The sequence below is a fragment of the Vibrio sp. 1CM24A genome (assembly GCF_023161725.1).
Lineage (GTDB): Bacteria > Pseudomonadota > Gammaproteobacteria > Enterobacterales > Vibrionaceae > Vibrio > Vibrio coralliirubri.
In genome coordinates this window covers 83,206-101,684 of sequence record NZ_JALNTS010000007.1, presented here as the reverse complement: position 1 = coordinate 101,684, position 18,479 = coordinate 83,206, and the positions used below count along the sequence as shown (strand labels likewise).

Here is an 18,479-nt window from a genome sequence, read left to right as displayed (position 1 = left end):
ACAATGTTGAATGAAGGTTTGCTCGATGATCACCCATAAATTTGAACATCCTCTAAATGAGAAAACACGCATCTACTTAAGAGTCGAATCACTCTTGAGGCAGCTACACTTGTCTTCTACATTTTCCGATGCTCAACAGTATCAACTCTTTTTCCGTTCCATCTTTGATCTGATTGAAATCTTCGAACAGATCCAACTCAAGAGCGAACTGGCAAAAGATATTGAGAAGCAACGTGTAACCTACAAAAGCTGGTTAGATGTTGAAGGTGTCGATCAAGAGATGCTGACATCACTGCTTAATGACATTGGTAATATCTATCGTGATCTGATGCAGGCAGAGCGTTTTGGCCAGTCACTTAAGGAAGATCGCTTCCTGAGTGCGATTCGCCAGCGCTTTAATCTTCCAGGTGGCTCATGCTGCTTTGATTTACCAGCACTGCATTACTGGCTGCACCTTCCTCTTGATAAGAGAATGAGAGATGCTAAAGCTTGGATGGATAGCTTACAGCCTCTGTATGAAGCGCTAACACTGTGGTTGAAGCTAACCAGAGAGACTGGTCACTTTAAAGAGCAAATCGCTCGTGCTGGCTTCTTCCAGAGCGATGCCGATGAAGCGAATATCCTTCGTCTTTCTATTCCGATGCAATACGGTGCCTACCCGATGATCTCAGGTCACAAGAACCGCTTTGCTGTTAAGTTCATGAGCTTTGAGACTGGGCAAGCCTGTACTCAAGACATCGAATTTGAATTGGCTATCTGCACCTAATTAATTTTCCTTTTTTAGTTTGGCTTGAGTCCTCACTCGAGCCTAAACTCTTTCTTACAATACCCTCTAATTAAGAATCACTATGTCGAAAAAAATCACCATCGTTAAATGCCCTCAATGTAATGCCGACGTTGAATGGGGCGAACAAAGCCCACACCGCCCGTTTTGCAGTAAGCAATGTCAGATGATTGATTTCGGTGAATGGGCAGACGAAGAGAACAGCATCGCTGGCGCACCAGACATGTCGGATAGCGATGGTTGGTCGGAAGATCCATACTAAGCGAGTAGCGAGTAGCGAGTAGCGAGTAGCGAGTAGCGAGTAGCGAGTAGCGAGTAGCGAGTAGCGAGTAGCGAGTAAATTTTGAAGGGTTGGCGTTTAACGTCAATCCTTTTTTATTGCCAATAGTTTGGTGTTTACTGAAAGAGATTCCCTACTCCTTCCTTCGTCAGTCTAGGGAATGACGGTTAAATATGAGTTTCGGTCTGGTTCGTCATCCTCAAGAGTGAGGTACGAGCGAATTGGAGATCTCTTACCTGATAAGCTCCAAATAACAGACACAAAAAAGCGGAGCCAAGTGGCTCCGCTTTTATCGATAGAATGCAAAAAGAATTACTTCTTAGTAAGCTTCTCTTTAATACGAGCTGACTTACCAGAACGCTCACGTAGGTAGTACAACTTGGCACGACGTACTGCACCACGGCGTTTAACTTCGATGCTATCAACCATTGGAGAGTGAGTTTGGAACGCACGCTCTACGCCTTCACCGTTCGAGATCTTACGAACTGTGAATGCAGAGTGTAGACCACGGTTACGAATAGCGATTACAACGCCTTCGAAAGCCTGTAGACGCTCACGGTCACCTTCTTTTACCTTAACCTGAACTACAACAGTGTCACCTGGTGCGAATTTAGGAAGGTCTGATTTTAGTTGCTCTTCTTCAAGAGCCTTGATGATGTTGCTCATTTGTATAAATTCCTAGAATAAACTGATACTAAATTTAATAGGTTACTGCTTGCTTTTCGTTAAGAGCGTTGCTCTTTAATGAATTCAGCCAGTAATTGTTCCTGTTCGTCAGTCAGAGCTAGGTTTTCCAGGAGTTCTGGTCTTCTTAGCCAAGTTCGGCCCAACGATTGTTTTAATCGCCAGCGACGAATGTCCTTATGGTTTCCAGACTTGAGTACCGATGGCACATCTTTATCGTCTAGCACCTCAGGGCGCGTATAATGGGGACAATCTAGCAAACCATTTGCAAAAGAATCTTCTTCTGCTGAAGCGAAATCTCCAAGTACACCCGGAACAAACCGAGATACTGAATCAATCAGCGTCATGGCTGGCAGTTCGCCACCCGTCATCACAAAATCTCCAATCGACCATTCTTCGTCAACTTCAGATTGAATGATGCGCTCATCTACCCCTTCGTAGCGACCACAAATAAGAAGTAAATTCTCGTTTGTTGCCAGCTCTTCAACACCTTTCTGGTCGAGTTTACGACCTTGAGGTGAAAGATAGATAACTTTCGTCTTTCCCGGTGCTGCTTGCTTGGCCGTTGTGATAGCGTCGCGCAAAGGCTGAACCATCATTAACATGCCAGGACCACCACCGTAAGGTCTGTCATCAACAGTGCGATGTTTATCATGAGTGAAATCACGAGGATTCCATGTTTCAATAGATAAAAGACCTTTTTTAACCGCTTGACCTGTTACTCCAAAATCAGTAACAGAACGGAACATTTCAGGAAAAAGGCTAATAATGCCAACCCACATGTGTTCTCTCGCTCTGTAATTTGGAGTTAGAATCCAGGATCCCAGTCAACTTCGATCCGGCGAGCTTCGCGATCAACTTTCTTGATCACTTGCTCTTCAAGGTACGGTACTAACCGTTCCTTTTGGCCAAAAGCATCTTTAAGATTTGCTTTGATTACTAGAACATCGTTCGAGCCAGTCTCTAATAGGTCAGTGACCTTACCAAGGTCGTAACCTTTAGTAGTAAAAACTTGCATACCGAACAATTCGCGCCAGTAGAATTCATCTTCTGACAATTCAGGTAACGAAGCAGGGTCAATAGCAATTTCAAAGTTAGTCATCAGTTGCGCGTCTTCACGAACATCTAATCCCGCTAGCTTACATACATAACCTTGGCCATGACGTTTCCAGCTCTCAACTTTGTACTCAACCCACTTACCCTTTTGGTTTAAATACCAAGGGCTGTAATCAAATATGCTTTCAGCATTGTCTGTGTAGGAGAACACTTTAAGCCAGCCACGAATACCATAGGTAGACCCAAGTTTACCCATGACAATTCTATTGTTTTGCTCGCTCATAGTTTCTTTACCCTTCATCGACATAAGCTATTTCTCTTTAAAAAAGAATTAAGCCGCTTTTTGAGCGTCTTTAACTAGCTTAGCTACACGATCAGATAGAGATGCGCCTTGACCAACCCAGTGGTTAACACGATCTAGGTCTAGACGTAGACCTTCTTCTTGACCTTGAGCAGTAGGGTTAAAGAAACCTACTTTCTCGATGAAACGGCCAGTTGCAGCGTTACGGCTATCCGCAACTACGATTTGATAAAATGGGCGCTTCTTTGCACCGTGACGTGCCAAACGAATGGTTACCATGTCGTCCTCTTTGCTTTCTTAATAAAATAATTAACCCCAAGTATAAGTAAATAGCTTGGGGTCTCGTGCCAAATTAAAGCCCCGGAATTTTACTCTTATTCCGGGGCAATGCAAGGGCTTTAGCTATTTTTTCACCAACATAGCTGCCGTACACTTTCTGTGACACGGCTAACACTATGAAAAGTAACGTAGCTAAAGCTTACATTTGTAGATTATCGACCAAACGGGTTAAAGCCACCACCCATTCCGCCCATACCTCCACCGCCGCCCATCATGCCTTGCATGTTGCGCATCATGCCTTTCATGCCACCTTTTTGCATTTTCTTCATCATCTTCTGCATCTGGGTGAACTGCTTAAGCATACGGTTTACATCTTGTACCTGTGTACCTGAACCAGCGGCAATACGCTTTTTGCGCGAGCCTTTGATTAGGTCAGGGCGTTGACGCTCTTTCATGGTCATAGAGTTGATGATCGCTTCCATTTGCTTGAACATCTTGTCATCAACTTTATCTTTAACGTTATCTGGTAGCTGAGACATGCCTGGAAGCTTATCCATCATGCCCATCATGCCGCCCATGTTTTGCATCTGACCAAGTTGTTCACGGAAGTCTTCAAGGTCAAAGCCTTTCTTCTCTTTGAACTTCTTAGCCAGTTTCTCTGCTTTCTCGGTATCAACGTTTTTCTGTAGGTCTTCAATAAGAGACAGTACGTCGCCCATACCTAGGATACGAGAAGCAACACGATCTGGGTGGAACGGTTCTAGTGCGTCAGTCTTTTCACCAACACCTAAGAACTTAATCGGTTTGCCTGTGATATGACGAACAGACAGAGCTGCACCACCACGCGCATCACCATCAACTTTCGTCAAGATAACACCGGTTAGTGGTAGCGCATCGCCAAAGGCTTTTGCAGTATTCGCAGCATCTTGACCTGTCATTGCATCAACAACGAACAGTGTCTCTACTGGTTTAATTGCAGTATGAAGCTCTTTGATCTCGCCCATCATCTCTTCATCGATAGCCAAACGACCTGCAGTATCGACAAGTAGCACGTCGTAGAATTTCTTCTTCGCGTGGTCGATTGCAGCGTTTGCAATATCAAGAGGCTTTTGATCAGCTGAAGATGGGAAGAAGTCTACGCCAACATCGCTTGCTAATGTTTCAAGCTGTTTGATCGCCGCTGGACGGTAAACGTCGGCAGATACAACCAAGACTTTCTTCTTGTCACGCTCAGTTAGAAGCTTAGATAGCTTACCTACCGATGTGGTTTTACCCGCACCTTGTAGACCCGCCATTAAGATAACGGCTGGCGGCTGCGCTGCTAGGTTAAGAGCCTCGTTAGACTCACCCATCACCGCTTCAAGTTCAGCTTGAACGATCTTAATGAATTCTTGACCAGGCGTTAGAGATTTAGAAACCTCAACACCCACAGCGCCTTCTTTTACGCGCTTAACAAAATCGCGGACAACGGGCAGTGCAACGTCGGCTTCAAGTAGCGCCATACGCACTTCACGCAGCGTCTCTTTAATATTGTCTTCGGTCAGACGACCTTTACCGCTGATGTTCTTCAGCGTTTTGGATAGACGATCCGTTAAATTATCAAACATAGTTTTCTCTTCGCTCAAAACTGCGACTATTACTGTGAGTATACATTAGCGCGGATTAGAGTCATACCCGTTGTAGAGCGTTAATCATCCGTGCTTGTGATGTGAGACATTATTCACTTGGAATTGAATGAGGTTCGCCATAGCCCCAAAGAGCGATGCGAGGTATAATTCGCCAATTAGTAATCATTTAAATGGATACCATGGACAGTCTTATTGCGATCGCAGCAGCCTTTCTTTATACAATGGCGATTTCCACGATCATTCCAGGTCTCGTGCACCAAACAGGAATCCGTGTAAAAACGGTGTTTATCAGCGCATTACTTGCTCTAGCTTTCCATGCTTGGTTGCTTGGCGATTTGATTTTTAATGCCAGTGGCCAAAACCTCAGTATCTTGAACGTTGCTTCATTAATCAGTTTAATCATATCCGTGGTAATGAGCGGTGCGATGCTCAAAACCCGTCTGTGGTTCATCTTACCCGTCGTTTATAGCTTCGCTGCGCTAAACTTGATGGCTGCCACTTTTCTTCCAAGCACCTTCATCAAACATCTAGAGAATGACCCAAAACTGCTCGTGCACATCTCTTTGGCTCTATTCTCATACGCAACGTTAACTATCGGTGCGCTATACGCCCTGCAACTTGCGTGGCTAGATCACAAACTTAAAAAGAAAAAAGCCTTAGTGATAAACCCTAACCTACCTCCTTTAATGATGGTGGAAAGACAGCTTTTCAAGATCATTTTGATTGGTAATGGCTTATTAACAGGTACTTTGTTGACGGGTCTCATCTTCGTGCAAGATATGTTTGCTCAAGGAAAGGCACACAAGGCTGTGTTGTCTTTTATCGCTTGGGTTATCTACTCCATTCTTCTGTGGGGTCACTATCAGAAAGGCTGGCGTGGACAGAAAGTCACTTGGTTCGCACTGGCCGGCGCCAGCATGCTCACATTAGCCTACTTCGGTAGCCGCTTCGTCCAGGAAATCATCCTGAACTAGTCTGTAAAATAAAGGCAAGGTCTCACATACCTTGCCTTTAAAATATTGAGTGCAATACATTCAATTGACATCTCGACCATGTTCGGTCATAAATTAATCAAGATACACAAATAGGAAAAGAATAGTTTTGGACGACATATCAACGGGTATCTTATTTGCGCTACTCGCGTGTCTCATTGTAATTTCTGGTTATTTCTCTGGTTCTGAAACGGGCATGATGTCCCTGAACCGCTACCGTTTAAAGCACTTGGCCAATACGGGTCATAAAGGTGCCAAACGCGTAGAAAAACTTCTGAACCGCCCAGACAGATTGATTGGCCTCATTCTCATCGGCAACAATCTCGTCAACATTCTGGCATCTGCGATCGCTACTATTCTTGGTATGCGCATCTACGGGGATATCGGTGTGGCTATCGCTACTGGTACCCTGACTCTCGTGATCCTCGTATTCGCCGAGGTAACACCAAAAACCATCGCTTCTCTATTTCCTGAACGTGTCTCTTACGCGAGTAGTATCCTTTTAATGATACTGATGAAGGTGCTGTCACCATTGGTGATCTTAGTGAACTTCATTACCAACGGCTTCATTCGTATCTTAGGTGTTAAAGCCAGCCATGATGCAACCGACCACTTGAGTTCAGAAGAGCTTAGAACCGTGGTAAATGAAGCCGGTAGCTTAATCCCTCAACGTCACCAAGATATGTTGGTGTCCATTCTGGATTTAGAGCACGTCACCGTGAACGACATCATGGTGCCGCGTAATGAGATTACTGGTATCGACATCAATGACGACTGGAAATCGATCGTTCGTCAACTTACCCACTCGCCTCATGGCCGCGTGGTGTTGTACCGTGACCAGATAGATGAAGTGGTTGGTATGCTTAGGCTACGTGAAGCTTACCGCCTGATGCTTGAAAAGAACGAATTCAATAAAGAGACCCTGTTGCGTGCAGCGGATGAGATCTACTTTATTCCTGAAGCGACACCACTCAATATTCAACTGCTTAAATTTCAACGCAATAAGCAGCGCATCGGCTTGATTGTTGATGAGTATGGTGACATCAACGGCTTGGTTACATTAGAAGATATTCTAGAAGAGATCGTAGGTGAGTTTACCACCTCAATCGCCCCAAGCTTATCTGAAGAGATTACTCCGCAAAGCGATGGCAGCTTCTTGATTGAAGGCAGCGCCAATATCCGAGACATCAACAAAGGCTTACAGTGGGCACTGCCTACTGATGGCCCAAGAACCCTGAATGGTTTGATACTGGAACATCTTGAAGACATTCCAGAAAGTCACCTGAGTGTTCAGGTTGCGAGTCATCCAATGGAAATTGTTGAACTCGAAGAGAACCGTATCAAGCTCGTTCGCGTGTTCCCACAGATCGTGAACGGCTAACTGAATTATCACTGAAGCTTACATACAAAAGACCCGGTTCATTGAACCGGGTCTTTTAGTATCTAACTCGCCCTATCTAGGGTGGCTATCAATGACTAGTCGATTTTAAGCTCTTGCAGCATAGACTCTGGCAGTGCCAATTCATCATTCTTGTTTACAGAGATACCTGCTGCAATGATCGCATTCGCGATCTCTTTCGCTTCATCCAAAGAGTGCATTGCCGCGGTACCACATTGGTATTCGTTCAGCTCAGGGATCTTATTCTGGTTCTCAACTTTCAGTACGTCTTGCATCGCTGCCAACCAACCGTCAGCCACTTGTTGTTCTGTAGGCGTACCAATCAGGCTCATGTAGAAACCCGTGCGACAGCCCATCGGTGAGATATCGATGATCTCTACATCTGAGCTATTCAATTGATTACGCATGAAACCAGCGTATAGGTGCTCTAGAGTATGGATACCTTTCTCAGATAGGATGTCTTTGTTTGGCGCAGTAAAACGCAGGTCAAACACAGTGATGGTATCCCCTTTTGGGGTTTGCATTGTTTTAGCAACACGAACTGCTGGTGCGTTCATGCGTGTGTGATCAACAGTGAAACTATCTAATAAAGGCATTGCTCTTCTCCATGACGGCTGGCTTTAGAAAAACCAGCTTCGATTGTCTTCTAGTTCTTTGCGGCACTGTTTTAGCTGCCATCCATAATCTTTTGCTTGCTGTTCGACTTTGCGCGCCACCTTAATCAACGATGGCTTGCTGTTGTATGACTTGCGCTTATAACCACCACGGCCTTCATGATAAGCCAGATATTGGTTATATGGGTCCCATAGTGAGATACCCAACTGACGACGCGTCTCGCTGGTATACCAACCGATGAACATCAATGCATCATCAAAGTTGGTTCTTGAGCCACCGTTATTGGTCGCCTTTTGGAAGTCTTCCCAAGCAGGGTCTTGAGCTTGTGCATAACCGTAGGCACTGCTTACACGCCCCCACGGTATAAAGCCAAGAATGTAATCTTTAGGTGGGCGCGCATCATGACGATAGCTACTCTCTTGTTTCACAAAAGCCATCGCGACGTTAATCGGCGTGCCCCACTCTTCTTGCATATCCAAGGCATCTTCATACCATGAAGGGTGCTCTCGAAAGATGCTACACAAATTATCTTGCTGCTTTGGCGGTGGTGTTGCACATCCAACCAATAGGCTAGAGACAACACCAACAGTCACTACAGGTAACCATTTACTACTCACTCGAGTAGGCTGACCTAATAAGGCTTGCTTCCTTTCCACCAAAGTCTCGCTATGCTTTTAAATACGAAAAATAATCCGCTAAGAAGCTATCAAAATCTTGAGTGCTTGCTTCTTCACTTTGTTGCTGAGCAATCACAGAGCGTTGAACTTCTGCTTCCATCAACTCAGCTGAATATACTTTGTATTGGTGTGCTTTGTGTTGCTGAGCGTACGTTTTACCTAACGCACAACCCACTTTACCTAAGCCACCTAACTTCTTAGTCTCTTCTAGCAACTGACCAGAAATGGTCAGCTCTGGGTTATCAATCCAAGCTTCAAGCGTATCGCACGTTTCTTGGTATGCACGACCACCTTGTTCAGCGTCCATCATCTCGGCAATAGAGCGTAGGTCTTTGAAGACACGCTTCGCCCAATTTTGCAGAGACAATCGCTCGCCATGACAACCGATTTGCAGCTCTAGACCAACCTGACGACCTTCTAGGATCACCTTGTTCCAGTTATCGCGCCAGCATTCAAGTTCGCAGTTATCCATCTCCGCAGAGTCCGTTAGCACACTCCACGTTAGGAATAAGTCTAAGAAGCGAACCTGCTGCTCATTGATACCAATTGAGCTGAATGGGTTTACGTCTAAAGAGCGAACCTCAATGTATTCAACACCACCGCGTGCCAATGCTTCAGATGGTTTTTCACCACTCTTCGCTACACGCTTAGGGCGGATTGGAGCGTAAAGCTCATTTTCAATTTGCAGTACGTTGCTATTCAATTGACGGTATTCACCATCAACCTTAGTGCCAATCTCGGCAAATTCTTCTGATGGTGTGCGAATCGCTTGATTCAAACCTTCAAGGTATTGGTCTAGGCTGTTGAAACCAATCTTCAACACGCTTTGAGCACTGTTGGTGTAGCCAAGGTCGCTCAGGCGCAGAGCCGTTGCTTTTGGTAGATACAGTGTTTCGCCAATCTTTTCAAAAGGCAGACTTGTCTCTCTTCCTTTGATGAAAGAAGAACATAGCGCAGGTGAAGCACCGAAGAAGTATGGGATTAACCAACCAAAGCGGTAGTAGTTACGAATCAAACCAAAGTAAGCATCTGACTTAGATTCACAACGCGCTTCTTCTGTTTGCTCTCCAAACAGGCTATCCCAAAAGCTTTCAGGGAAAGAGAAGTTGAAGTGAACACCAGAGATAATCTGCATCAGGCTACCGTAACGACGTTTTAGGCCTTCACGATATAGGGTCTTCAGCTTACCGTTATTCGAGGTGCCGTATTGCGCTAGCTGAATGTAATCTTCACTGCCAACATAACAAGGCATAGAAAGCGGCCATAGTTTTTCGCCGTCTAACTTGGTTTGCGTGAAGTGATGGATATCAGACAACTGATTCAAAAGCGTCGGAACGTCGTTAGAAACAGGCGTGATAAATTCCAGTAGCGACTCAGAGAAATCGGTCGTTACCCATTCGTTCATCAACGCAGATCCCAAAGCCTCAGGGTGCGGCCCAGTAGCAAGGTGCCCATCTTCCGTGTAGCGTAATGTTTCCCTTTCAACACCACGACCAAATTGAGAGAAGGTCTTAGGGTTGGTTGCAACTTGCTTTAGTCGCGCAGCAAAATCAGTCAAAATTCAGTTCACTTATCTTATATTGTTCTGATTAGAACTATCATAAATTAGGTTGGAGGAGAAAAGTAGAGTCTCTTCCCTCCCCCTTTAATGTGTACTCTAACGAATGATTTCAAGCTCTTCTATTGGAATATCTAACTTTTCTAATTGCGGGCGAAGCGAAGTCGCGTCACCAACAACGATTATTTGATAATCATTCGGGTCAAACCATTTCTTAGATAGCTCGTTTAAGGTCTCTTTTGAAACCGTTTCAACTATCTGATTACGCTGTTGTAGGTAATCTTCATCAAGGCTCAATGCAACAATATTACTCAACAACCCAGCCTTTTGACTTGGCGTTTCGTATTTAAGTGCATCTTGTTGACCGACGGCAAGGCGCATAAATTTCACCTCTTCGTCAGTTAATCCACTTTGGCTAAACTCGTTCAGCTCATTAATAAACTCTTGAATCGATGGAACCGTCGCATTCGCCCTTACCTGCGCGCTAAATACTACTGCGCCAGTTTCTCGAGTACTTGCGAAGTAACCGCTTGCACCGTAAGTGTAAGCTTTGTCTTCACGTAGGTTCTGGTTGATACGGCTATTGAAGTTACCCGCTAAATTAAAGTTAGCTAGCTGACTCAAATACAATTCACCCGTAGCATCAAACGGCAGGCCTTTACGCACCAAGCGAACAATGCTTTGCGGCGCACCCGGTTTATCAACTAAGTACAGGTGCTGACCAGAAAGTTCTTTGACGATCTGCGGACGTGTTAATGGTGCCGCATCGCCTTGCCACTCTTCAAAGAATTGTAGCTGTTTCCCTACCTCTTTCTTCGAGATGTCTCCCACAACAACAATATTGGCACCTTCTGGTGTGTAATGTTGCGCATAGAATTTTTTCACATCGTCTAAGGTCAATTTCGATAGAGATTCCTTAGTGCCATCACTTGCGCGAGCAAAAATACTGTCACCAAACAGCACTTCACGGGTTGCTTGAGAAGCCATCCAGCTTGGCTGCTGGTGCTGATAGACAACGCCTTCTAGCATCTGCTTCTTAACGCGCTCGAAATCTTGCTCATCGAACTTAGGCTCGAATAGAACCTCTTGCACAATCGCCAAGGTTTGAGGCAAGTTTTTCTCTAGCGTCGAGACTGAAATATCTGTGGTGTAGCTGCCCGCACTAATGCTCACGCTGCTGCCAAGTTTATCTAAGGTCGCTTGTAACTCTTCAACGGTCCGTTTGGTTGAGCCTTCTTCCATCATAGAAGCGGTTAGGTTCGCTAGGCCTTCTTGCCCTTTGCGAACATAACGCTCGCCAGCTGGAAGTTGAATCTGTAGCTGTACTGTCGGTGTTTCGCTGGTCACAGTACCAATCAAGTCCGTGCCATTTGCAAAGTGCATGCGGTACAACTCAGGCATGGTTGCCTCAACACCAAAGTTCACTTCCGGCATTACGCTGCGATCAAATGTGTTCGGTGCCTTTCTGAAATCCAGTTGGTCTTCCGTCACCTTGCTGTATTCCGGCAACGTACGTGGTGGCGTGGTAAAGGTCGCTTCACGAACCGCTAAATCGAGTTTTTTCTTAGGAACCACACTCAAGGTAACCTTGTGCTTACCTTCGATGAAATCTTGGTATGCCTTGCTTACGCTCTCAGGCGTCACCGCACGGATTTGGTCGAGTTGTGATTCAATGCGATCAGGCTGACCATAGAAGGTTTGGTTGGACGCGAGTTGCGACACCTTACCTTTAACGCTTTGTAATGCAAAAACGGCATTCGCTTCTGCCATGCCTGTGATCTGGTCTAACCGCTCTTGTTCAACACCCTCTTTCGAGAATTGCTCTAGGGTATCCATCAGCTCTTTATTGAGAACCGTCAAATCGCCTTTTTCACCTGAGTTGCCCATTGCATACACGTACATGGTACAAGCAAGCTCAGCACAATCATGGAAAGATCCAGCGCTGACTGCCTTCTGCGTTTTTACGAGGTTTTGATATAGGTAACTGTTGGTACCTGAACCTAACACGTTAGACAGTGCATTCAGGGAAGCTTGCGTCTCTTCACCGCGATACGTTGTTGGCCAACCCACAAGCACCATCGGCTGACGAATATTGTCTTCTAAGGTGATGTACTTATCTTCAGTCAGAACAGCAGGTTGCTTCTCTGCCGCCTTCACTTCGGGACCTTGAGGGATTGGACCAAAGTACTTATTAACCCACTCTAGCGTGTCATCAACGTCGATATCACCACCAATCGTTAACACGGCATTGTTTGGGCCATACCAACGCAGGAAGAACGCTTTAAGATCATTCACGTCAACACGATCAAGATCTTCAACATAGCCGATTGGTTGCCAAGAGTAAGGGTGACCTTCTGGGTAAAGCGCTTCGCCCATTCGTTCCCACATTAAGCCGTAAGGACGATTTTCGTAGCTCTGCGCTCGCTCGTTCTTGACCGTGCCTCTTTGAACCTCAAATTTCTTCTGAGAAACTGCATCTAACAAGAAGCCCATTCGGTCTGATTCTAACCACAACATTTTTTCAAGTTGGTTAGAAGGAACAGTTTCAAAGTAGTTGGTGCGGTCACGATTGGTCGTGCCGTTTAACGAACCACCCGCTTCGGTAATGATCTTAAAGTGCTGTTGGTCACCAACGTTCTCAGAACCCTGGAACATCATGTGCTCAAAGAAGTGAGCAAAGCCCGACTTACCAATCTCTTCACGTGCTGAGCCGACGTGATAAGTGACATCAACATGCACCAACGGATCGGAATCATCAGGGGAAAGAATAACTGTCAGGCCGTTTTCAAGCTGATACTTGGTGTAAGGAATCACCACTTTATCTTTAGAAGGCTTAACCTCTTCTAACAGAGTGACACCTTCAGGTAACGAGGAAAAGAAGGGCGTTGAGCTAGGTACATTGTAAGAACAGCCAGCAATGGCGATAAGAGAAAATGTACCAAGTAAAACCTTTTTCATAGGTTCTCCTTAGAAAAAACCGAAGTAGATAGCAGCAAGTAAGCTATAGCGAGCGGCTTTGCCAATCGCGATCAAAATAACGCTAGGGATGAATTTCATTCTTAGCCAACCCGCTGCTAGACACAAAGGGTCACCAATGATCGGTAACCAACTAAATAACAGTGTCCAGTAGCCATAACGACTCAGCCAAGCCATAGCCTTATGACCATGCTTTTCAGATTGAGTTCGATTAGGCAACCACAAACCAATCCAATAGTTAGTCAGGCCGCCTAAGGTATTGCCTAATGTCGCCACTAGAATGATCGAAGAGGTTGAAAACTGATCTAAGCTCAATGCAGCCACAAGGCTAGCTTCTGAACCACCGGGTAGTAACGTGGCACTCAAGAAGCCACTAATGAACAGTACCCACAGCGCCGAGTCCGAGAACCACAGCGCGATATTTTCAAAAAGGGAGTTAAAAAATTCTAACACTGCCTATCAACTTTCTTGCATTTTAAGTAGCACCTTGCCTCTGGTGTGTCCGGTTTCAACCTGCAGATGAGCCGACTGCGCCTCGTCTAACTGGTAGATACCTTGAATTTCTGTTTTAAGTAATCCAACACTCACCATATAAAGCATGGTGTCCATTTGCTCTGGGTTTGGCTCAACCAGCATGCCTGATGCGGTAAAACCTAGTAGTGTGGCTTTTTCGCAGATCAGTTCTGCAGATAGGGTCGGAACAGTCACGACTCGCGCGCCATCTTTTAGGCACTTCAATGCATCAAGCGCGGTATCGCCACCGACCAAATCAATCAACACATCGACATCAGATACTCTTTCTGATGCTGGCGCAAACTTATAGTTAATCGCGTGAGCACCTAGCGTCGCAAGATAATCGAGGTTGGCTTCGCTGCAGGTGGTGTAAACCTCAGCTTTTGCTGCCACTGCAATTTGAACCGCAAGGTGACCAACGCCGCCCGCGCCCGCTAAAATAAGCACGCGGTCGCCTTCTTTCACTTCGGCTTTGTTGAGCGCTTGTGCCGCTGTTTGACTCGCGAGTGGTAATGCAGCTGCCGCTTCTAGAGTGACAGAATCAGGCACCATACTTAATGCTGTTTCTGGAACACACACATATTGGCTGTAACCGCCACCTTGCAGTGGAAAACCAATAAAGCCAGCCACGTTATCACCAACAGTAAAGCGTTCAGCCTGTTCGCCTAGCGAGACAATTTGCCCTGAAATATCGTAGCCAGGTACCCAAGGTAGGTTATCTTTGTTTTGTGCTGCCGCCCAACCAAGGCCCGCTCGGGTTTTGACATCAATCGGATTAATGCCTGAAAAGGAAACTTTAACCACCACTTCTCCAGCCTTAGGCTCAGGGATCGCACTGGTTTGAATACTTAGGTTTTCGACGCCGCCGAATTGAGTAATCGCAATCTGTTTATTTTCCATTTCCACATTTCCTTGATTGATAAAAGCCCTAGTGAGCAAGCACCCTAATTAATAAAAAGAAAGGGATGCGAAAGCATCCCTTTGACTATAAACCATTTAATAAGGCGAAGTTAACCGCTCATTCGTAAATTGACGACCAATTAACGTAACGATACATGACCCAGCAAAACCACTAGCCCACGAGAGCTAATAGAATACCCGCCGCAACCGCACTACCAAGTACACCCGCTACGTTCGGGCCCATTGCATGCATCAACAAGAAGTTCTGAGGGTTTGCCTCAAGACCAACCTTGTTCACAACACGTGCCGCCATTGGAACCGCCGATACGCCAGCTGCGCCAATCAGTGGGTTGATGTCCTCTTTCGAGAAGCGGTTCAACACCTTAGCCATCAATACACCACCTGCCGTACCGATACTGAACGCGACCGCACCCAAACCTAGAATACCTAGCGTTTCTAAGTTCAAGAACGTATCAGCTTGAAGCTTAGAACCAACACCTAGACCTAGGAAAATAGTTACAACGTTAATCAGTTCGTTTTGAGCTGTTTTTGAAAGGCGATCAACCACGCCCGCTTCACGCATTAAGTTACCCAAACAGAACATACCAACTAAAGGTGTTGCTGAAGGTAGGAACAAAATCGTCATCAGTAGTACAGCAAGCGGGAAAAGAATCTTCTCTGCTTTACTAACGTGACGAAGCTGAGCCATCTTAATTTTGCGCTCTTCAGGAGACGTTAACGCTTTCATGATTGGTGGCTGAATGATCGGAACCAAAGCCATGTAGCTGTATGCCGCCACAGCAATGGCACCTAAAAGATCCGGAGATAGCTTACTCGCCAAGAAGATCGCTGTTGGGCCATCGGCACCACCAATGATCGCAATTGACGAAGCATCAGCCATCGAGAACTCCATTCCTGGAACGTAGTTCAGCAAGATCGCGCCAAATAGCGTCGCGAAGATACCAAACTGAGCCGCAGCCCCCAGCCACAACGTTTTAGGGTTCGCAATCAACGCACCGAAGTCCGTCATCGCACCAACACCCATAAAGATCAGCAGTGGGAAAATACCTGTCTCAATACCAATGTAGTATACGTAGTAGAGCAAACCACCTGGATCAGTAAATCCAGCATTTGGAATGTTTGCTAATACAGCACCAAAACCAATAGGTAGTAGAAGTAACGGTTCAAATCCTTTGCGAATTGCCAAAAACAACAGTAAGCAGCCAACCAGCATCATACAGATCTGGCCGAACTCAAAGTTCGCAATCCCTGTTTCAGACCATAAGGTCATCAATCCTTCCATGGTACTCCCTTACGCTAAACTTAGTAGTGGAGCGCCTACAGTAACTGCATCGCCTTCTTTAACATTCAATTCTTGAACGATACCACCACGAGCAGCACGAACTTCCGTTTCCATCTTCATCGCTTCTAGGATTAGCAGAACGTCGCCTTCAGCAACCTCAGCACCCGCCTGAACGTTTACTTTAAAGATGTTACCCGCCAATGGAGCTGGAACCGCTTCAGCGTCAGAAGCTGCTACTGGCGCAGCCTGAGCCGCTTGAGCAGGTTTTGCAGATGGCGCTACCGATGTCAGTTCACCTTGTGGGCCAACTTCAACATCATAAACCTGGCCATCAACCTTCACGCTGTAGCTTTCAATACCACCAGAAGCTTGTACAGGACCTGCTGCAACTGGAGCCGCAACTTCTAACGTTGGTGCAGGTTCAAATGCTTCAGGGTTACGACGGTTCTTAAGGAACTTAAGACCTACTTGTGGGAAGAGCGCGTAAGTCAGTACATCATCAACCGTATCTTCAGCTAGAGAGATACCCTCTGATTTCGCTTTCTCTAACAGCTCCGTCGTTAACGTATCCATTTCAGACTTAAGTAAATCAGCAGGACGACAAGTAATCGGCTCTGCGCCGTCCAGAACTTTCGCTTGCAGTTCAGCATCCACTTCAGCAGGTGCTTGACCGTATTCACCTTTCAGTAGGCCAGCAGTCTCTTTCGTGATGCTCTTATAGCGTTCACCCGTTAAGACGTTAATAACCGCTTGAGTACCGACAATCTGAGAAGTTGGTGTTACTAAAGGAATGTAACCAAGCTCTTTACGTACGCGTGGGATCTCTTCTAGCACTTCATCCATGCGATCGGCTGCGCCTTGCTCTTTAAGCTGGCCTTCCATGTTAGTTAACATGCCGCCAGGAACTTGAGCGATCAGGATACGAGAATCGACACCTTTCAGCTGACCTTCCCATTTCGCGTACTTTTTACGTACATCACGGAAGTAAGCTGCGATTGGTTCGATTTGGTCTAGTTTAAGATTCGTGTCGCGCTCTGTACCTTCTAACATCGCAACAACCGTTTCGGTTGGCGTATGACCGTAAGTACAGCTCATTGAAGAGATAGCGGTATCTAGAATGTCGATACCCGCTTCAACGGCTTTAACCGCTGTTGCAGTCGATAGACCAGTTGTCGCGTGGCTATGCAGTGCTAGAGGAACGTCACACGATGCTTTGATACGTGTAATCAGCTCTTCTGCTTCATACGGCTTTAATAAACCTGACATATCTTTGATACATAGTGAGTGACAACCTAGGTCCTCTAGGCGCTTAGCCAAATCAACCCAAGTATCTGAGTTGTGAACCGGACTGGTTGTGTAAGACAACGTACCTTGAGCGTGACCACCAACGTCGATCGTTGCTTTCACTGCTTTTTCAAAGTTACGTACGTCATTCATCGCATCAAAAATACGGAATACGTCCATGCCGTTTTTATGGGCACGTTCAACAAATTTTTCTACTACATCATCCGCGTAGTGACGGTAGCCCAATAGGTTTTGACCACGCAGTAGCATCTGCATTGGTGTGTTTGGCATCGCTTTTTTCAGCTCACGCAAACGCTCCCATGGATCCTCGCCAAGAAAACGGATACACGAATCAAACGTCGCGCCGCCCCAAGTCTCAAGTGACCAGTAACCGACTTTATCCAGTTCTGCCGCAATTGGCAGCATATCTTCGATACGCATACGAGTAGCAAATAGTGACTGGTGCGCGTCACGAAGTACCACATCTGTGATAGCTAGTGGTTTAGACATGCTCATAAACTCCTTTTTAATCCTTTAAATGCTACTTAGCAGTAGACGCACGGTATTGATGAACCGCGGCCGAAATTGCTGCCACTACCTGTGGACTAACAGCTGAAGGGTTTGATTGTGATTTTTGAATTTTTTTAGGTGCTGCGATCGGCTCTGGTACTTCTTCTGGTACCAGTTTTGACATCAACCGAACGAGGTAAACTAGAATAGTTAGGAAAATAAAGACAACGGACATCCCCGTTATCATTAGAGTCGCCGCATCTCCTAGCAGGCTTCCAATATTAGTCATGTTGCTTCCTTTCTTCGTCATCCTGACATACGTACAGGATTTCAGCGAATAGTGATCCCGACCCATGGATTATCTCGATTGGTAAAAGTTTGTCAATTTTGTTTAAGGTTCTGTTACGGATAACGCACACATAAGGTTAATTATTCGCCTATCAGATCACATAAATCTGTCAAATACGTCATTTTTAGATATTTAAACTGTGACTTAAACGGGGCTTTTCTGGGAATTGATATGAGAAAGGTGGAATAACAAAGAAGCAATCAAGAACTACTTTAAATACAACAAGTTAAACAATAAACAAATTTAACATTGTCGCAACAAATTTACAGCAGACATAAAAAAAGCCTCGTATAAACGAGGCTTTTTCTAATAATGTGGCGCGCTCTGGAGGATTCGAACCTCCGACCGCCTGGTTCGTAGCCAGGTACTCTATCCAGCTGAGCTAAGAGCG

General features: G+C 45.7%; 18 protein-coding genes. 4 read left to right on the top strand and 14 right to left on the bottom strand.

What is annotated here, in order from left to right:
- Positions 1–25 precede the first annotated feature (25 nt).
- Complete coding sequence (gene zapD / locus MSG38_RS16365; RefSeq protein ID WP_017063237.1) at positions 26–766, top strand: cell division protein ZapD; 741 nt, start codon at positions 26–28, stop codon at positions 764–766.
- A gap of 82 nt (positions 767–848) precedes the next feature.
- Positions 849–1,046 carry a DNA gyrase inhibitor YacG gene (gene yacG / locus MSG38_RS16360; RefSeq protein ID WP_010435916.1) on the top strand — a complete coding sequence of 66 codons (198 nt, stop codon included), beginning with the start codon at positions 849–851 and terminating at the stop codon, positions 1,044–1,046.
- A gap of 330 nt (positions 1,047–1,376) precedes the next feature.
- Here yacG and rplS read toward each other — a convergent pair whose 3' ends face one another.
- From rplS to ffh, 5 genes are all read right to left on the bottom strand, one after another.
- Positions 1,377–1,730, bottom strand: coding sequence for a 50S ribosomal protein L19 (gene rplS, locus MSG38_RS16355; protein ID WP_004735514.1), 354 nt, complete (start codon positions 1,728–1,730; stop codon positions 1,377–1,379).
- A gap of 59 nt (positions 1,731–1,789) precedes the next feature.
- Entirely contained in the window at positions 1,790–2,530 is a 741-nt protein-coding gene (gene trmD / locus MSG38_RS16350) for a tRNA (guanosine(37)-N1)-methyltransferase TrmD (protein WP_017061056.1), read from the bottom strand.
- A 26-nt stretch (positions 2,531–2,556) separates the two neighbouring features.
- Complete coding sequence (gene rimM, locus MSG38_RS16345) at positions 2,557–3,111, bottom strand: ribosome maturation factor RimM (RefSeq protein ID WP_048615624.1); 555 nt, start codon at positions 3,109–3,111, stop codon at positions 2,557–2,559.
- A 24-nt stretch (positions 3,112–3,135) separates the two neighbouring features.
- Complete coding sequence (rpsP, locus tag MSG38_RS16340; protein ID WP_004410028.1) at positions 3,136–3,384, bottom strand: 30S ribosomal protein S16; 249 nt, start codon at positions 3,382–3,384, stop codon at positions 3,136–3,138.
- Between the two features lie 212 nt (positions 3,385–3,596).
- Positions 3,597–4,991 carry a signal recognition particle protein gene (ffh, locus tag MSG38_RS16335; RefSeq protein ID WP_010435884.1) on the bottom strand — a complete coding sequence of 465 codons (1,395 nt, stop codon included), beginning with the start codon at positions 4,989–4,991 and terminating at the stop codon, positions 3,597–3,599.
- A 200-nt stretch (positions 4,992–5,191) separates the two neighbouring features.
- Between ffh and MSG38_RS16330 the strand changes: the two genes are divergently transcribed.
- Together MSG38_RS16330 and MSG38_RS16325 are read left to right on the top strand one after the other, a co-directional pair.
- The gene (locus MSG38_RS16330; RefSeq protein WP_019825854.1) at positions 5,192–5,986 is read left to right on the top strand and encodes an inner membrane protein YpjD; all 795 of its coding nucleotides are present in this window, start codon (positions 5,192–5,194) and stop codon (positions 5,984–5,986) included.
- A 127-nt stretch (positions 5,987–6,113) separates the two neighbouring features.
- The gene (locus MSG38_RS16325) at positions 6,114–7,385 is read left to right on the top strand and encodes a CNNM domain-containing protein (protein ID WP_019825852.1); all 1,272 of its coding nucleotides are present in this window, start codon (positions 6,114–6,116) and stop codon (positions 7,383–7,385) included.
- A 95-nt stretch (positions 7,386–7,480) separates the two neighbouring features.
- Here the strand turns inward: MSG38_RS16325 and luxS are convergent, their stop codons facing one another.
- The 9 genes from luxS to MSG38_RS16280 form a co-directional block, all read right to left on the bottom strand.
- The gene (gene luxS, locus MSG38_RS16320) at positions 7,481–7,999 is read right to left on the bottom strand and encodes an S-ribosylhomocysteine lyase (RefSeq protein WP_248402227.1); all 519 of its coding nucleotides are present in this window, start codon (positions 7,997–7,999) and stop codon (positions 7,481–7,483) included.
- A gap of 24 nt (positions 8,000–8,023) precedes the next feature.
- Positions 8,024–8,674: a hypothetical protein gene (locus MSG38_RS16315; protein ID WP_017629422.1), complete on the bottom strand. Its 651-nt coding sequence runs from the start codon at positions 8,672–8,674 to the stop codon at positions 8,024–8,026.
- Positions 8,675–8,684: 10 nt separating this feature from the next.
- Positions 8,685–10,253, bottom strand: coding sequence for a glutamate--cysteine ligase (gshA, locus tag MSG38_RS16310; RefSeq protein ID WP_248402226.1), 1,569 nt, complete (start codon positions 10,251–10,253; stop codon positions 8,685–8,687).
- Positions 10,254–10,352: 99 nt separating this feature from the next.
- Entirely contained in the window at positions 10,353–13,211 is a 2,859-nt protein-coding gene (locus MSG38_RS16305; protein WP_050711693.1) for a pitrilysin family protein, read from the bottom strand.
- A 9-nt stretch (positions 13,212–13,220) separates the two neighbouring features.
- The gene (locus MSG38_RS16300) at positions 13,221–13,682 is read right to left on the bottom strand and encodes a YqaA family protein (protein ID WP_017059555.1); all 462 of its coding nucleotides are present in this window, start codon (positions 13,680–13,682) and stop codon (positions 13,221–13,223) included.
- A 6-nt stretch (positions 13,683–13,688) separates the two neighbouring features.
- Positions 13,689–14,642: an NADP-dependent oxidoreductase gene (locus MSG38_RS16295; protein WP_048615628.1), complete on the bottom strand. Its 954-nt coding sequence runs from the start codon at positions 14,640–14,642 to the stop codon at positions 13,689–13,691.
- 172 nt (positions 14,643–14,814) lie between these two features.
- Positions 14,815–15,945 (bottom strand): sodium ion-translocating decarboxylase subunit beta, encoded by a 1,131-nt coding sequence (locus MSG38_RS16290; RefSeq protein ID WP_019825842.1) that lies wholly within the window; start codon positions 15,943–15,945, stop codon positions 14,815–14,817.
- A 9-nt stretch (positions 15,946–15,954) separates the two neighbouring features.
- Complete coding sequence (oadA, locus tag MSG38_RS16285; protein ID WP_248402225.1) at positions 15,955–17,739, bottom strand: sodium-extruding oxaloacetate decarboxylase subunit alpha; 1,785 nt, start codon at positions 17,737–17,739, stop codon at positions 15,955–15,957.
- A 31-nt stretch (positions 17,740–17,770) separates the two neighbouring features.
- Positions 17,771–18,028, bottom strand: a complete 258-nt coding sequence (locus MSG38_RS16280) for an oxaloacetate decarboxylase subunit gamma (protein WP_004741884.1) — start codon at positions 18,026–18,028, stop codon at positions 17,771–17,773.
- Positions 18,029–18,479: the final 451 nt, after the last annotated feature.

Bases quoted from the DNA above. Each gene is read 5' to 3' on its own strand.
- MSG38_RS16290 (WP_019825842.1), bottom strand. From the start codon at position 15,945: ATGGAAGGATTGATGACCTTATGGTCTGAAACAGGGATTGCGAACTTT.
- yacG (WP_010435916.1), top strand. From the start codon at position 849: ATGTCGAAAAAAATCACCATCGTTAAATGCCCTCAATGTAATGCCGAC.
- MSG38_RS16295 (WP_048615628.1), bottom strand. From the start codon at position 14,642: ATGGAAAATAAACAGATTGCGATTACTCAATTCGGCGGCGTCGAAAAC.
- zapD (WP_017063237.1), top strand. From the start codon at position 26: ATGATCACCCATAAATTTGAACATCCTCTAAATGAGAAAACACGCATC.
- oadA (WP_248402225.1), bottom strand. From the start codon at position 17,739: ATGTCTAAACCACTAGCTATCACAGATGTGGTACTTCGTGACGCGCAC.
- MSG38_RS16330 (WP_019825854.1), top strand. From the start codon at position 5,192: ATGGACAGTCTTATTGCGATCGCAGCAGCCTTTCTTTATACAATGGCG.
- MSG38_RS16305 (WP_050711693.1), bottom strand. From the start codon at position 13,211: ATGAAAAAGGTTTTACTTGGTACATTTTCTCTTATCGCCATTGCTGGC.
- ffh (WP_010435884.1), bottom strand. From the start codon at position 4,991: ATGTTTGATAATTTAACGGATCGTCTATCCAAAACGCTGAAGAACATC.
- MSG38_RS16280 (WP_004741884.1), bottom strand. From the start codon at position 18,028: ATGACTAATATTGGAAGCCTGCTAGGAGATGCGGCGACTCTAATGATA.
- rpsP (WP_004410028.1), bottom strand. From the start codon at position 3,384: ATGGTAACCATTCGTTTGGCACGTCACGGTGCAAAGAAGCGCCCATTT.
- rimM (WP_048615624.1), bottom strand. From the start codon at position 3,111: ATGTCGATGAAGGGTAAAGAAACTATGAGCGAGCAAAACAATAGAATT.
- trmD (WP_017061056.1), bottom strand. From the start codon at position 2,530: ATGTGGGTTGGCATTATTAGCCTTTTTCCTGAAATGTTCCGTTCTGTT.
- rplS (WP_004735514.1), bottom strand. From the start codon at position 1,730: ATGAGCAACATCATCAAGGCTCTTGAAGAAGAGCAACTAAAATCAGAC.
- luxS (WP_248402227.1), bottom strand. From the start codon at position 7,999: ATGCCTTTATTAGATAGTTTCACTGTTGATCACACACGCATGAACGCA.